The sequence below is a fragment of the Aromatoleum sp. genome (assembly GCF_032027225.1).
Classification (GTDB): domain Bacteria; phylum Pseudomonadota; class Gammaproteobacteria; order Burkholderiales; family Rhodocyclaceae; genus Aromatoleum.
The window spans coordinates 33,825-49,819 of sequence record NZ_JAVSMM010000011.1; the positions used below are offsets into that span (position 1 = coordinate 33,825).

At 66.3% G+C, this 15,995-nt stretch carries 12 protein-coding genes; 11 read left to right on the plus strand and 1 reads right to left on the minus strand.

What is annotated here, in order from left to right; translation table 11 throughout:
* Positions 1–4: 4 nt before the first annotated feature.
* From ROZ37_RS13105 to ROZ37_RS13155, 11 genes are all read left to right on the plus strand, one after another.
* Positions 5–490 (plus strand): aromatic-ring-hydroxylating dioxygenase subunit beta, encoded by a 486-nt coding sequence (locus tag ROZ37_RS13105; protein ID WP_312659938.1) that lies wholly within the window; start codon positions 5–7, stop codon positions 488–490.
* Between the two features lie 33 nt (positions 491–523).
* Positions 524–1,441 carry a VOC family protein gene (locus ROZ37_RS13110; protein WP_312659940.1) on the plus strand — a complete coding sequence of 306 codons (918 nt, stop codon included), beginning with the start codon at positions 524–526 and terminating at the stop codon, positions 1,439–1,441.
* 201 nt (positions 1,442–1,642) lie between these two features.
* Complete coding sequence (locus ROZ37_RS13115) at positions 1,643–2,662, plus strand: amidohydrolase family protein (protein WP_312659943.1); 1,020 nt, start codon at positions 1,643–1,645, stop codon at positions 2,660–2,662.
* 32 nt (positions 2,663–2,694) lie between these two features.
* Positions 2,695–6,213 (plus strand): indolepyruvate ferredoxin oxidoreductase family protein, encoded by a 3,519-nt coding sequence (locus ROZ37_RS13120; protein WP_312659945.1) that lies wholly within the window; start codon positions 2,695–2,697, stop codon positions 6,211–6,213.
* An 82-nt stretch (positions 6,214–6,295) separates the two neighbouring features.
* A complete protein-coding gene (locus tag ROZ37_RS13125; protein WP_312659946.1) occupies positions 6,296–7,090 on the plus strand; it encodes an enoyl-CoA hydratase-related protein in 795 nt (264 codons plus the stop codon).
* A 12-nt stretch (positions 7,091–7,102) separates the two neighbouring features.
* Entirely contained in the window at positions 7,103–7,903 is an 801-nt protein-coding gene (locus ROZ37_RS13130) for an enoyl-CoA hydratase (protein WP_312659949.1), read from the plus strand.
* A 28-nt stretch (positions 7,904–7,931) separates the two neighbouring features.
* On the plus strand, positions 7,932–9,119 hold the full coding sequence (locus ROZ37_RS13135) for a CoA transferase (RefSeq protein ID WP_312659951.1): 1,188 nt from the start codon (positions 7,932–7,934) through the stop codon (positions 9,117–9,119).
* Between the two features lie 69 nt (positions 9,120–9,188).
* Positions 9,189–9,842: a glutathione S-transferase family protein gene (locus ROZ37_RS13140; protein WP_312659952.1), complete on the plus strand. Its 654-nt coding sequence runs from the start codon at positions 9,189–9,191 to the stop codon at positions 9,840–9,842.
* Positions 9,843–9,863: 21 nt separating this feature from the next.
* Positions 9,864–10,655: an SDR family oxidoreductase gene (locus ROZ37_RS13145; RefSeq protein WP_312659953.1), complete on the plus strand. Its 792-nt coding sequence runs from the start codon at positions 9,864–9,866 to the stop codon at positions 10,653–10,655.
* Between the two features lie 97 nt (positions 10,656–10,752).
* Positions 10,753–11,127, plus strand: a complete 375-nt coding sequence (locus ROZ37_RS13150; protein ID WP_312659954.1) for a limonene-1,2-epoxide hydrolase family protein — start codon at positions 10,753–10,755, stop codon at positions 11,125–11,127.
* A 220-nt stretch (positions 11,128–11,347) separates the two neighbouring features.
* Positions 11,348–14,413 carry an EAL domain-containing protein gene (locus tag ROZ37_RS13155; RefSeq protein ID WP_312659956.1) on the plus strand — a complete coding sequence of 1,022 codons (3,066 nt, stop codon included), beginning with the start codon at positions 11,348–11,350 and terminating at the stop codon, positions 14,411–14,413.
* Positions 14,414–14,613: 200 nt separating this feature from the next.
* On the opposite strand, the gene ROZ37_RS13160 is transcribed toward ROZ37_RS13155, so the two are convergent.
* On the minus strand, positions 14,614–15,984 hold the full coding sequence (locus ROZ37_RS13160; protein WP_312659958.1) for an MFS transporter: 1,371 nt from the start codon (positions 15,982–15,984) through the stop codon (positions 14,614–14,616).
* Positions 15,985–15,995 lie beyond the last annotated feature (11 nt).

Consider the following 15,995-nt stretch of genomic DNA (forward strand, 5'->3'; position numbering starts at 1 on the left):
AGACATGTTGACGCGAACGCAAGCCGAGGACTTCCTCTTTCACGAAGCCGAGCTCCTCGATGACTGGAAGCTCGACGAGTGGGCCGCGCTGTATAGCGAGGACGCGCGCTACGAAATCGCCTCGCCGGCAACCGAAGACCCGAGCAACGCCGACCCCAACCAGACGCTGTTCCTCGTTGCCGATGGCATCGCACGCATTCGGGGGCGCGCGGTGCGCCTGTCGAAGAAGACCGCGCACGCCGAGTTTCCGCACTCGAAGACGCGCCACCTCGTCACCAACGTGCGCGTGGTCGGCGGTGAAGGCGACGAGACCCGGGTGCGCGCGAACTTCGCGGTGTATCGCACCAAGGAAGACACGACCACGGTGTACATGGGCGAGGCGTATCTGACGCTCGTGCAGGACGGCGAATCCGTGAAGATCCGGCGCAAGCGCTGCATCCTCGACCTGAACAGCCTCTATAACCAGGGCCGGCTCACGATCATCCTCTGATCGCCCGCTCAAAACCCAAAAGGGGGAGACAAGATGCCAGTCGATTTCAGATACAAGGGTCTGGGCTACGTCGTGCTCAATGTCAGCGACATCGAGCGTTCGACCGCTTTCGCGACCGACGTGTTCGGCCTGGACCTCGTCGGCGAGGCCGAGGACGGTTCGCGGTTCTTCCGCTCCGGTTCGCAGCACCACGACATCATCCTCGCGCCGGCGAAGAGCCCGGCCTTCGCACGCGGCGCGTGGCAGCTCGAAACCGATGCGGACGTCGACAAGGCGTTCGCGCACTACCAGCGCATCGGCCTGTCGCCCGAATGGCTGGGCGACAGCGAAGCCGCAAAGCTCAAGATCGAGAAGGCGTTCCGCGTCGTCGAGCCGGTACTCAAGACGACGCACGAATACTTCTCGAAGATGACCTACATCTCGTCGCCGCGGAAGAACCGGCTGACGAAGTTCCAGGGCGGCAAGCACTACGGCCTGGCCGTGCCCGACTGTCAGGCGGTCACGCGCTACATGGTGGAGAACATGGGCTTCCTGGTGTCGGACTATCTCGAAGGCGGTTTCGCGGCGCTGCTGCGGGCGTTCCCGAATCCGAACCACCACAGCTTCGCCCCGCTGCAGCTGCCGGGCGGGGGCAAGACCGGCTTCCACCATGTCGCGTTCATGGTCGAGGAGATCGACGACATCGGCAAGTTCTTCAACCGGATCAAGAAATACAACGCCCGGATCCAGTTCGGAATCGGCCGCCACCCGACCTCCGGGAGCATCCACCTGTACGCGTACGACGACGATTTCTTCGTCTGGGAATACACGCTCGGGATGGAGCAGTTCCCGGAGACCGGAGCGCGGGAGCCGCGGCGGATGTCGTCGAATCCGGAGGACTTCGACCTCTGGGGCGCGGTCCCGGACCGCGAGTTCGCCGGCCGCAATCCGCGCTTCCTCACCGCCGAGTAGGCGCGCGGGATTGACCGCCGTGGCGCCGTTCCCACCGGAGCGGCGCCGCGCGAATGGAACATCACCGACGCTGCCAAGCAGTCCTGCGCATGCCCGCGCTGCGGGTGTGCGGTGCCCTGCCGCCTGTAGAAACCCCGGCCCGATCCGGGGAGCCCCGGCGAGACTTGCCGGATCAATGATGGTCCAAGGATCGATTCGACAATGATTATCGACTTCCACACCCATTTTCTGCCGCGCGCGTTCCCGGCGCAGCCCGCCGGCATCGACGAACCGGCCTGGCCGCGAATGGAGGCGACGGGCGACACGACCGCGAAGATGTACGTCGGCGCGCGCGAATTCCGCAGCTTCGACGACCAGTACTGGAACGCCGAGCGCCGCATCGCCACGCTCGACCGGACCGGCGTCGACGTCCAGGTGATGTCGCCGCTGCCCGAGATCCTGTCGTACTGGCTCGACCCGAAAGCCGCCGAGATCATCACCGATGCGGTCAACGCCTACGCCGCGGAAATGGTCGCGCAGGCGCCGAAGCGGCTCACGGCCCTCGGCGTCGCCGCGCTGCAGAACTTGCCCGCGGCGGTGCGGCAGCTCGAAACGATGAGGGCCGCGGGGCTTGCCGGCGTGCTCGTCGGCAGCAACGTCAATGGCAAATCGGTGGCATCGCCCGAGTTCGAGCCGTTCTTCGCGAAGGCCGAGGAACTCGGGCTGGTCGTGTTCGTGCACGGCGTCCGCCCCGCCGGCGTCGAGCGGATGGTCGGCCCCGCGCTGATGGGCGCGGTGATGGGCATCCCGCACGAGAACGCGATGGCGATCGCGTCGTTCATGATGGCTGACGTGCTCGGCCGCTTTCCCGGCCTGAAGCTCGTCTTCAGCCACGGCGGGGGCACGGTCGGTTCCGTGATCGATCGCATGACGCACGTATGGGAGAAGTTCCCCGCGATGCGCGAGACGCTGAAGACGCCGCCCGCCGAATACGCCCGCGGCTTCCATTACGACACCGCGGTGTTCAGCCCCGACTACCTGGGCTATCTCGTGAAACGCTTCGGCGCCGACCGGATTCTGGCGGGCTCGGACGGCCCCACCGAAATCGGGCAGACCGATCTGGCCGCCTTCGTCGCGGACGCGGACGTCACCGGCACCGCGCGCAACGACATTCTCGGCGGCAACGCGGCTCGCCTGCTGGCCTCCGCCGGCAAACCCGCGCTCGCGGCGACGGCGGCCTGACGCCTCGCCGCACACATTGAAGGACTGAGAGCATGGCCAAGACAGCAGTCAAGCTGGACGACAAGTTCACGCAACAGGAAGGACGGATCTACATTTCATCGAACCAGGCGCTGGTGCGCCTGCCGATCATGCAGCGTCAGCGCGACGTCGCCGCCGGCCTCAACACCGCCGGCTACGTCACCGGCTACCGCGGCTCGCCGATCGGGATCTACGACACCGCGTTGTGGGCGGCGTCGTCGCACCTGAAGGAAAACCACATCGAGTTCCAGCCCGGCGTCAACGAGGAAATGGCGGCGGCGTCGGTGCGCGGCACGCAGTGGCTGCACTACTACAAGGAAGCCAAGTACGACGGCGTGTTCTCGATCTGGTACGCGAAGAACCTCGGCGTCGACCGCGCGTTCGAGGTGCTGCGGCAGGGCAACCTCGAAGGCTCCGCGGCGCACGGCGGCGTGCTCGTCGTCGGCGCCGACGACGTCGGCGGCAAATCGACCGTGACCGCCACCGCGTCGGACCCGGTGTGGCGCGCGGCGCTGATGCCGATCCTCTATCCGTCGAACACGCAGGAGTACCTCGACTACGGCCTGTACGGCTTCGGCATGTCGCGCTTCGCCGGCGTGTGGACCGGATTCAAGGTCGTCACCGACACGATCGAGCTGACGTCGACCCTCGACCTCGATCCCGAGCGCTCGCGCATCGTCATCCCGACCGACTTCAAGATGCCGCAGGGCGGTCTCAACAAGATCCGCGGCGACATCATGCCGCTGCCGATCGAGCGCCGGCTGGTCGAATACAAGCTGCCCGCCGCGATCGAGTTCGCGCGCGTCAACCACCTGAACCGCACGATCTTCGACAGTCCGAAGCGCGAACTCGGCATCCTCACCGCCGGCAAGCCCTACCTGGACGTGCGCGAGGCGCTGAAGGAGCTGGGCATCGACGAGAGCCGCGCCCACGAGCTCGGCATCCGCCTGTACAAGCTCGGCATGATCTACCCGCTCGAGCCGCAGGGTGTCGAGCAGTTCTGCGTCGGCCACAAGGAAGTCCTCGTCGTCGAGGAGAAGAGCGCGTTCATCGAGGACCAGCTCACGTCGCTGCTCTACGCGACGCCCGCGGACCGCCGGCCGCAGATCACCGGCAAGCTCGACGAGCAGCGGCAGCGGCTGATCCCCGACTTCGGCGAAACCTCGGTGAGCATGCTGATCGATGTGCTGAGCCGGCGCATCGAAGCGCTCGGCCTCGCCGACGAGCGGCTCGCCGAACGCATCGCGAACATCCGTGCGCACCGCAACAACGTCCAGCTCATCAAGGGCACCGGCCTGATGCGGACGGCGTATTTCTGCTCCGGCTGCCCGCACAACACCTCCACGCGCACCATCGACGGCAGCCTGACCTTCGCCGGCGTCGGCTGCCACGGCCTGGCCGGAATGTTCATGCCCGACCGTCCCACCGAATGGGCGGTGCAGATGGGCGGCGAAGGCACGCTGTGGGCCGGCCTGTACCGCTTCGTCGACGTGCCGCACGCGTTCCAGAACCTCGGCGACGGCACCTACTTCCACTCCGGCATCCTCGCGATCCGCGCCGCGGTCGCGTCGGGCGCGCCGATGACCTACAAGCTGCTCTACAACGACGCGGTCGCGATGACCGGCGGCCAGCCGATCGACGGCAAACTGTCGATCGAGGCGATGGCGAACCAGGTGTACTGGGAAGGCGTGAAGCCGATCGTCATCGTCACCGACGAGCCGGAGAAGTACCCGGCGGCGATCAAGTGGCCCGAAGGCACGACCGTGCGCCACCGCCGCGACCTCGAGGACGTCCAGCGCGAGCTGCAGAAGCTCAAGGGTGTGTCGGCGATCATCTACGACCAGACCTGCGCCGCCGAGAAGCGTCGCCGCCGCAAGCGCAAGACCTTCCCCGATCCCCAGAAGCGCGTGTTCATCAACCAGGACGTGTGCGAGGGCTGCGGCGACTGCTCGAAGAAATCGAACTGTGTCAGCGTGCAGCCGCTGGAAACCGAGTTCGGTCGCAAGCGCAAGATCGACCAGTCGAGCTGCAACAAGGACTTCTCGTGCCAGGAGGGCTTCTGCCCGTCCTTCGTCAGCGTGCATGGCGGATCGGTGCGCAAGTTCGGCGCGGCGTTCAAGGACGACGAGCTGAAGCAGCTCTTCGCGTCGCTGCCCTCCCCGGCCTGCGATTCAACCGCGCCGGTCTACAACATCGTGCTGACCGGCATCGGCGGCACCGGCGTGCTGACCGTCGCCGCGATCGCCGGCATGGCCGCGCACCTCGACAACAAGGGTGCGAGCGTCATGGACATGACGGGCATGGCGCAGAAAGGCGGCTCGGTGCTGAGCCACATCCGCATCGCCTCGTCGCCGGACGCGCTGTTCGCGCCGCGGCTGTGGAACGGCTCGGCGGACCTCGTGCTGGGCTGCGACCTCGTCGTCACCGCGAGCCCGCAGACCATCGACCTGATGTCGGCGGAAGCGACACGCATCGTCGTCAACACCGATATCGTCCCGACCGCGCAGTTCCAGTCGAACGCGTCGCTGTCGCTCGACCCGGAAGCCCAGCTCAAGGTCCTGCGCGAAGTCGTCGGCGCGGACCAGCTCACCGGCCTGAACGGCACGTCGATCGCGACGCGACTGATGGGCGACAGCATCACGACCAACATGTTCATGTTCGGCGTCGCGGTGCAGAAAGGTCTGGTGCCGCTGTCGATCGAGGCGATCGAGGAAGCGATCCGCCTGAACGGTTCGCAGGTCGCCAGCACGCTGCAGGTGTTCAACTGGGGCCGCCTCGCCGCGCACGACCCGCAGAAGCTGCAGCAATACCTCGCCCGCTGCGGCGCCGCCGACACGTCGGAACCGGTCTCGCAGACCCTCGACCAGCTGATCGCGTCGCGCGTGAAGCATCTGACCGCTTACCAGAACGCGGCGTGGGCGCAACGCTACGCCGAGTTCGTCGACAAGGTCGGTACGGCCGAGCGCAAGGCCGTGCCGAACGGCGAGCTCACGGTGACGACCGCGGTGGCGCGCTACCTCGGCAAGCTGATGTCGTACAAGGACGAGTACGAGGTGGCACGCCTCTACACGAACGGCGACTTCGAGCGCCGGCTCAAGCAGCAGTTCGACGGCGACTTCAAGCTGCACTTCCACATGGCGCCGCCGCTGCTGGCCCGTCCGCGCAAGCCAGGCGGCGAGCCGCAGAAGATGGAGATCGGCGGCTGGATGTACAAGGCGCTGAAGATCGTCGCCAAGTTCAAGGGCCTGCGCGGCGGGGTGCTCGACCCCTTCGGCAAGACCGCCGAGCGCCGCATGGAGCGCCGGCTGATCGAGGAGTACCGCACGCTGATCGACTCGCTGCTGCCGCGCCTCACGGCCGACAACCAGCAGCAGATCGCGGACATCGCCGCGCTGCCGGAGATCGTGAAGGGCTACGGCCACATCAAGGACGGCAACGTCGCGCTCTACGAGAAGGAAGCGAAGCGCCTCGTCGCCGACCTCGACAACAAGGCCGCGCCCGCCCGCGTGATCAAGCTCACCGCAGCCGCCTGACCGACGCCACCGCCCCGCGCACCGAATCGCGCGGGGCGGTCCGCGGCAACCCGAAGACGTTCAACGCCAAAGGATCGATACAGTGACCAAGGAATATTCGACGTTGCAGTTCACCCAGGACGGCCCGATCGCGAGGGTCGTGCTGACCCGGCCGGAAGTGCTCAACCGCATGGACGACGTCACCAGCGCCGAACTCGCCGACGTCGTCGAGCGCATGCGGCGCCCGGGCGACGCGCGCGTGCTGGTGTTCGCCTCGACCGGCGCCGCGTTCTCGGCAGGCGGCGACCTCGACGAAGTGCGCCGGCTCGCGCAGGACAAGGACCGGCGCTTCGAGGCCTGGGACGTGGGCCGCCGGCTGATCTACGGCATGAACGAGATTCCGATCCCGACCGTAATGGCGCTGCATGGCGACGTCTATGGCCTCGCGACCTCGATCGCGCTGAGCGGCGACGTGATTATCGCGAGCAAGAACGTGCGCATCGGCGACCCGCACGTCCGCGTCGGCCTCGCCGCCGGTGACGGGGGCTGCCTCGTGTGGCCGGCGGCCTTCGGCATGTCGAAGGCGAAGCGCCACCTGCTGACCGGCGATCCGATCGGCGCGGAGGAAGCCTATCGCCTGGGCGGTGTCACGGATCTGGTGGATACGCCCGACGAAGTCCTCCCGCTGGCCGAGAAGATCGCGCGCCAGATCGCCGAGCTGCCGCCGATGGCCGTGCAATTCACGAAGCGCTCGCTGAACCACGCGATGCACAAGCAGGCGGTCGACGTCTTCGAGTTTTCACTCGCGCTCGAGCAGTACGGGATGCTGAGCGAGGATCTTCTCGAGGCGATCGACGCGTTCAAGAACAAGCGCAAGCCGGTGTACCAGAACCGGTAACGGAGAGAGCAAATGGCCGAACAGGAAATCCTGACCGAGATCGACGGACCGATTGCGCGCATCACCTTCAACCGTCCGCACGCCCGCAACGCGCTCACCGCCGGCATGGTCGAGACGATGCGCGAATTTCTGAAGCAGATCGAACACGACCCGTCGGTGCGCTGTGTCGTGATGACCGGCGCCGGCGAGCACTTCATGGCGGGCGGCGACGTCGCCGGTTTCGGGCGCACGCTCGAAGCGACGCCCGACGAGCGCCGCCGCGACTTCGAGCAGCGAGCGCGCATCGCGATGCCGCTGTTCTCGGTGATGGAGCGGCTGCCGCAGCCCATCATCGCGAAAGTGCGCGGTGCCTGCGCCGGCGCGAGCGTGGGCTGGGTCGCGGCTGCGGATTTCGTGCTCGCGTCCGACACCGCGCTCTTCATCGTTGCGCACATCCACCTCGGCACGAGCCCGGACGGCGCGGTGACCTGGCATCTGCCGCGCTCGATCGGGCTGCGCAAGGCGAAGGAAATGGCGCTGCTCGGCGATCGGCTGAGCGCGCAGCAAGCGGTCGAGTTCGGGCTCGCAAACCGCGTGGTCCCGGACGCCGCGCTGGATGCCGAAACCGAGAAGCTCGCGCAGCGCCTCGCCGCCGCGCCGAGCATCGCGATCGCCCGGACCAAGCGGCTGCTCAACGAATCCGCCGCACGTTCGCTCGCCGAGCAGATGGACCTCGAGACCGAATACTTCGGCGTCTGCGCCGCCACCGACGACTTTGTCGAAGGCATCCGCGCATTCAACGAGAAGCGCAAGGCCGTCTTCAACGGCCGGTGACAGGCCCAGTTACAGGAACAGGAAGCTCATGGCAAATCTGCTTCAGGGAGTGCGCGTCCTCGACGTGACGCGCTACGTCGCGGGCCCCGTCTGCACCGCGCTGCTGTCCGACCTCGGCGCCGACGTGATCCGCATCGAGCCGCCGGGCGGCGGCGAGGACCGCACGCCGCTACCGTTCGCCGAAGGCTTCCACGGCGGCGTGGGGTTCACGCAAACCAACCGCAACAAGCGCGGCCTCACGCTCGATCTCGCCTCCGAGCGCGGCAAGGAAGTGTTCGAGAAGCTCTTGAAGACCGCCGACATCGTCGTCGCGAACCTGCCGCCCGCTTCGGTCCGCTCGCTCGGGCTGGAGTACGAGCGCCTCGCCGCGGTGAAGCCGGACATCATCTTCCTGCACCTGACGACCTTCGGCACAACCGGTCCGTTCGCCGACCGCCTCGGCTTCGACGCGATCGCACAGGTCATGAGCGGCACGACGCACCTCTCGGGGGATCCCGACAAACCCATGAAAAGCGCCGCCGCGTGGGTCGACATGGCGACGGGCTTTCTCGGCGCCTACGGGCTGATGGCAGCGCTGCGCCACCGCGATCTCACCGGCGAAGGGCAGCGCGTGGAAACCAACCTGCTGCAAACCGCGATGACGGTCTCCAACTACTTCCTGATCGACGAGGCGTTCAACCAGTACGGCCGCGTCGGCACCGGCAACCGCGCGCAGTCGGGTGGTCCCGCGGATCTGATTCGCACGAAGGACGGCTGGGTGTACACCGTCGCGCTCGGCAACCCGATGTTCAAGCGTTGGGCACGCATGGTCGGGCGCGAGGAAGAACTCCTCGCGGACCCGCGCTTCGTGAGCGACGAGAGCCGCGCCGAGAATGGCGAGGCATTGAGCGAGATCGCCACGCAGTGGGCGAGCCGGCGCACGACCGCCGAAGCCCTGGAGGAACTCGCCCGCTGCAAGATCCCGGCCGGGCCGTTGCTGAGCCCGGCACAGGTGCTGCGCGATCCCCGGATCACCGACGTTTACATGGAGAACATCCCCGTCGACGGCCTTTCGAAGCCGGTGCCCTATGTCCGCTCGCCGGTGACGTTCAGCAAGACGCCCGCGCAGATCAAGTCGGGCCCCCCGACCGCCGGCCAGCACACCGGCGAGCTGCTGCTCGACGCCGGTTTCACGGCGGCGGAAATCGAAGTGCTGCGCGCGGAAAAGGTCGTCTGACCGCAGACGGCAAACAACCAGAACAACGATCGGCCCGCGGCGAACGCCGGGCCACCTGGAGACACGAACATGCTGACGCTTTACGGCAACCGCCAGACCCGCACCGCCCGCTGCCTGTGGACGCTCGAAGAACTCGCGCTGCGCTACCGCCATATCCCGCTCAACCCGAATGCCGGCGAAACGCGCAACGCCGACTATCTCGCGCTGAACCCGGCCGGCAAGGTGCCGACGCTGGTCGACGACGACTTCGTGCTGAGCGAGTCGGTCGCGATCACCTACTACCTCGCGTCGAAGCGCCAGACCTCGCTCTGGCCGTCCGACCCGCGCGCCGTCGCCCGCATCTACCAATGGTCGAGCTGGGCCTCGACCGAACTCGAATTCCCGCTGACGATGATCGTGCGCGAAATGCGCCGCGCCGCCGCTGCGAACGACGAGCCGAACAAGGAAATGATCGCAAACTGCCTCAAGGCCACCGAAACGACGCTCGCGACGCTCGAAACCCATCTCGCGGGAGGCCGGAAATACGTCGCACATTCGGCGTTCTCGATCGGGGACCTCAACACCGCGATCTCGGTGAGCTTTGTCGCGCCGCGCGTCGACATGTCGCGTTTCCCGGCGACGAAGGCCTGGCTCGATCGCTGCCTCGCGCGCCCCGCATGGCAGCGTGTCCAGGCGATCGACGAGGACAAGCTGCGCGCCGAAGCGGCGGAAGCATCGGCCTGATCGAGCGGCCGGAGCGCTGAAATGGCGAACATCGTCGTCATCGGCGGCAGCGGCGAAATCGGCCGCGGTATCGTCGAAGTCCTCCTCCGTCACGGCCACAGCGTCGTCGCCGTCGGGCGGCAACCGCAGAAGCTGGCCCGCCTCGCCGAAACCCTTGGCCACCCGCCGCGGCTCCGCACGCTTGCCGGCTCGGTCGGCAGCGACGCGGAGGCGGAAGCGCTGCGTGCGGCGCTCGTCGCCGGCCATGCCCCCGTCGACGGCGTCGTCGTCTCGGTGAACGCACCGCGCTCGCCGGCGCCACTGCTCTCGCACGGCTCCGACACGCTCGCCGCGGTGCTCGGTACGGACATGCTTACCCATTACGCCGCCGCCAAGGCACTGGTCCCGCTGCTCGCACCCGGCGGCAGTTTCATCGGCATTGGCGGCGGCTCGGCCGATTTCGTGCTGGAAGGCGGAATCGCGCTCTCGGTCGCGCAAGCCGGACTCAGGATGCTCTATCGCGGCCTCGCCCACGAGTTCCGGACGCGCCAAGTGCATGTGCACGAGCTCATCGTCGCGTCGGTCGTCGATTCCGCGAGCACCCGGCACTTCGCCGACCCTCACTGGGTGAGCGACATCGACATCGGCGAACAGATCGCGCGGATGTTCGCGACCCCGGAAGCGTACGCCGACCCGATCTGGCGCATCGCCCGCCGACCCCGTCCGGACGCAGCGCCGGAGGTGTCCGCCGAAGCGCCGACGCGGGTACAGGGTTTCCGTCAGGCGCTCGAGGCGACCGCGCCCGGAGCGCCCGGCGCCTCGGCGAGAGCCTGAACGCCGGACGGCATCTTTCCCGCCCTCGCGCCGCTTCGCACTCCCGTGCAAACCGTGCGCTTGCTCCCGTCACCTCTTCACCTTCGCAGGCCCTGCAATGACAAACACCGAGATCGTCAAGCAATTCATCGAGTCGTGGAGCGCTCGCGACCTCGCGCACACGATGTCGTTCTTCGCCGAAGACGCGGTCTATCACAACATCCCGATGCCGAAACTGACCGGCCGGACGGCGATCGCGGAGTTCATCGGCCGATCTTTCGAACGCTCCGACACCGTCACATTCGAGATCCTGCACTCCGCCGAAAATGCCGCAGGAACGGTCCTGAACGAACGCCTAGACGAATTCGTCCTCAAGGACGGAAAGCAGATCAGCATGCCGGTGATGGGCGTGTTCGAGATGCGCGACGGCAAGATCGCCGCCTGGCGGGACTACTTCGACATGAAGGAGTACGAGGCGCAACTCGCGGCGTGACAACGCATCATCGGCGCCCTGGGGATTGCGGTTCCCTAGGGCGAGCGCTTCCAGTACCTGCAAGATTCTCGAACGCACGGCCGCGGCGCCTCGGCGTAAACTCGATCGCCAAGCCGGCCGTTTCAAGCTCCCTTCCTCTGCTTGACGACGGGTTTCCACTTGAATTTCCGCCCTTCCCCGCGACTCAAAGTCGATGGCAGCGCAGAAATGGGAGTGACGCATGTCGAGAGCGATCCAAGCGAGCTGGTTGTCCCGACCCGAGAACAACGCGCGGGTGAAAGCCGCGTGGGAAGCGCTTCTGACGGGCCACCTGTCGCGCCCGCTTCCCGTCATCCGACCCGCAATCAACGAGTCGTGGCGACGCTGCGTTGCGAAACACGTCAGCCCGTTCGGAGATCCCCGCCCGCCTCTGGAGCGGGGCGAGCTCGAGACATTGCGGCGCCAGAATGAGCGGCTGCTGGCCGCGAGCGCACCATTCCTGGTCCAGGCGCGCGGCTTTCTCGCCCATACCGGCACCGTGATGATCCTCACCGACGCCCAGGGCACGATTCTCGATGTCGAGGGAGACGCGCAGCTTCGCGATGCGATCGAGATGGCCTGCCTCGTGCCCGGGTACAACTGGCTCGAGGCGACGATGGGGACGAACGCGATCGGCACCGCACTTGCCGCCGGTCAACCCGTCCAGGTTCACGCGTCGGAGCATTACCGCGAGGAAGTCCAGAAATGGACCTGCTCGGCGTCGGTGATTCACGATCCGATCGATCGCTCGGTCCTCGGCGTGTTCGACCTCAGCGGGCTGCGGCGCGATTACAGCCCGCAGAGTCTCGCGCTGATTTCCGCCATCAGCGACGGCGTCGAAGCGAAGCTGGTGCAAATGGAAACCGAGCAACGGCTTCGGTTGCTCGACGCGGCCGTGACCCGCTTGTCGAGCCCGGAGGGGGTCGTCGTTTTCGACGCTCATGGTCGTCTGGTCAAGGCAAACGAGCGGGCTTCGGCTGCGGCCGCGGCCCTCGGCGTCACGCTGACGGCGGGCGTGCGGATTCCTGTCGGGGCGGCGCGTTCGGGCGACGACGAGCATCCCCTGCTACCGACGTGGGTGGTCGAAAATCGCGTCGAGCCCGTGTTTCAACGCGGCGGGCTGCTCGGCTTCGTCGTCTCGTTCGGGTTGCCGCCGCAGGAAACAGGAAGCCGCAAGACAGGCACCGCCCGAAGGCGGAACCCGGCGCCTTATACCGCCCTGCTCGCAACGATGATCGACCAGTCCGTCACGCTCGTCGCGCTCAAGGATCTCGACGGTCGCTACGAATTCGTCAATCGACGCTTCGAGGAGGTGTTCGGGCTGCGGTCGGCGGACGTGGTCGGACGTACCGATGCCGACCTGTTCGAGCCGGACGCCGCCCGGCAGATTCGCGCGCGTGATCTCGAGGCAATGGAGCGAACGGCACCGACCGCGTCGAACGTGGAACTCGACCTCGGCCCGCGGCACGTGCGGCTCGCGACCAGCCGCTTTCCGGTTTTCGACGATCAGGGCCAGGTCGTGGCCTTGTGCCTGCAGGCCACCGAGCTCGATCGCGCGGCGGACATTGCACCCGCCGCCTCCCCGGCCGAAGCGCTTCGCCGCGCCGACGACGGAGTCATGGTCACCGACGCCGAGGGCGTCATCCTCACGGTGAACGACACCTTTACCCGCGTCACCGGCCACTCGCGCGACGAGGCCGTCGGGAAGCGCCCCAACTTGCTCAAGTCCGGCCTGCATTCGAAGGAGTTCTACGACCGCATGTGGCGCGGACTGATCGAACAGGGGCAGTGGCAGGGAGAAATCCAGAATCGACGCAAGAGCGGAGAGATCTTTCCCGAATGGCTGACGATCTACAGCGTGAAGGACGCTGCGGGCCGGACCCAGAACTACGTCGCGATCTTCGGCGAAAGCGCCGCCTTGGCCACTGCGCGCGAGCGGGCGGAATACGCGACCACTCACGACAGCCTCACCGGCTTGCCGAACCGGGAGCTGCTGACCTCGCGGCTGTCCGGCTGCCTGGCCGAAGCGCGCAAAACCGGCGAACGGGTCGCGGTGCTGCTGATCGACCTGGACGACTTCAAGGGCGTCAACGACTCGCTCGGACACGAGATCGGCGACCTGCTCCTGCGCCAGGCTGCCGAGCGGCTGCGGCGCAGCCTCTGCGACGCTCACACGCTGGCACGGGTCGGAGCGGATCAGTTCGCGGCCATCCTCAGAGGGGTGGACAACGACGGGCTTCGACGCGTCGCGGCCGAAGTTCTCGACTATCTCTCGGTCTCGTTCTGCCTGCGCACCCACGAGGTGCTCGGCGGAGCGTGCATGGGAATCAGCGTTGCGCCCGACGACGGTTCCGAAGCGGGTGAATTGCTGCGGCATGCCGGCACCGCGCTGAACGAGGCCGAGCGCCGCGGGCGCAACGGCTTCCAGTTTTTCTCGTCGCAGATGCAGGTGGCGGTACAAGAACGTGTAACGCTCGCGACCAGCCTGAGAGCGGCGATCGACAACGACCGCTTCGAGATCGTCTATCAGCCGCAAAGCGAGCTCGAGAGCGGCAAGCTCGTCGGCGCCGAGGCCCTGTTGCGCTGGAAGGACGACGTGCTCGGAGAGGTTCCGGCAGGACGTTTCATTCCCGCCGCGGTCCGCGCCGGACTGATCACCCCGATCAACGAATGGGTGCTGAACAAGGTCGTGGGCCAGGTGGCGGTGTGGCGCGAGCAGGGTTACGAGCCGCCGCGGATCTCGATCAACATCGCCGCCGAGCAGTTTCACGAATCCCGCTTCGTCGAGCACATCTGCGAGCTTCTCGAGCTCCACGGCGTCCCGCAGAAGGCGATCTGCCTCGAGCTGACCGAGGGGACGCTGATGGAAGATCTCGACGGCGGAACGGAACTCCTTTCCCGACTGGCCGAGAGAGGCATCGTCGCGAGCATCGATGACTTCGGCACCGGCTATTCGTCCCTCGCCTATCTCAGCCGTTTGCCCGTCCATGAACTCAAGGTCGACCAGAGCTTCGTGCAGGGCATCGAGAGCGAGCCGCGCAAGCGATCCATCGTCACCGCGATCATTCAGATGGCGCACGCGCTGGGCATGACCGTCCTCGCGGAAGGCATCGAAACCGAAGCGCAGCTGTCGTTTCTGAAGGAGCGGCATTGCGAACTCGGACAGGGCTTTCTCTTCCACCGCCCGCTCGACGCAGACAGCTTCGAGCATCTCTTCGCGACGCAGGCCAAGCGAGGACAGGAGCCGGTCGCGCTGAGCGCGCGGTAGCGGCAAGCAGGCACACGGCGAGCGCCGGGCACTCTCGCGCGGACCCAGCGGCGGATACCGCTGTGACGAGGCGCGGGTCATCTTCATCTTCCCGGGCCGGCGCGAGCTTGGGACGCCCCTTGCCCCTCCCCGCGTGTACGGAAAGAACCCGCCGAAGCGGGTTCGAGTCTCCGAATATCGCGAGGGCGAAGCGGAAATCCTTACGCGGGCGACCGCTCGATTTCCGGCTCGCTGCCTAATGCCACCTTGGCCTCCTGCGATTTTGCGTGGGCAGAACATCCGTGATCGATCATGGAGATCGCGATCGCCGCAATGACCGCGGGAACCGCAATGGCCACGAAGTTGAGCTCGAGCGACAGCGTCATGCTTACGAGAATGCCGATGACAATCGGCGCCAGAATGGCCCCTCCACGTCCAACCGCGAGTCCCCAGCCGAGTCCTGTCGCACGAATCTCCGACGGGTAAAACTGCCCCGCGTACGCGTTGATGACGATCTGCGTCCCGATCGTCGACGCGCCCGCAAGGCCGACTGTGACGAACAATGCCCACGTCGGCAGGGGCTGTCCAAGCAGGGTAATGGAAACGGCCGCAAGCACGTACATGGATATCAATACGTGTTTGATCCTGAAGCGGTCGGCGAGCCAACCGCCCCCGACCGCTCCGATCATCGCCCCGACGTTGAGCACGAGAAAGAAGGTCAGCGCGGACCCGAGGCTGTAGCCCGCGTTCGACATGAGTTTGGTCAGCCAGGTGCTGAGCGCATACACCATGAACAAACACATGAAGAACGCCACCCAGAACATGAGCGTGCTCAGAGCGCGGCCTTCCGCGAACAAGCGCCGAATCGAGGCCTCCCCGGATCGGGCGCCCGCCGGCAGCACAAAGGAATAGCCGGAAGCTCGCTTGTATGCGGGATCGATTCGCTCGACGATCGACCTCAACTCGTCATGCCTGCCCTTTTTCAGCAAGTAGAGCATCGATTCGGGAAGCGATCCGAAGATGAACGGAACGAGCAACAACGGAGCGATCGCAGCGAAGAAAACGGATTGCCACCCGAAACTTTGCATTATCGTTTTGCCCAGAAGTGCCGCGAGAATCCCGCCAACCGCATAGCCGCTGAACATCAGCGTCACCAGCGTCGAACGCAGGCGGCGGGGCGCGTACTCGGTCATTTCGGCGACGACGTTGGGCATTACGCCCCCTATTCCCAGCCCGGCGAAAAAGCGCAGGACACTGAACGTCAGCGGATCGGTCGCCAGGCCGGCCGCAGCCGTGAAGATGCTGAACAACGCGATGCTGATCGCGATGGCCAATCGGCGGCCCTGGCGATCGGCGAACGTTCCTAGCGTGACTGCGCCGAACATCATGCCGAACAAGGCCGAGCTCGCCATCAATCCGGCCTGCGTCGCATTGACGCCCATGTCACTCATGATTGCCGGCATCGCGACGCCCGCGACCGCGAGGTCGTAGCCGTCGAATACGATGATCAGCGCGCACCAAAAAAGTATCAGACCGTGAAAGCGGTTGAACTCGACTTCATCGGCTACCGTTTGAACGTTGACCTGGCGCATTGTGTCTCCTT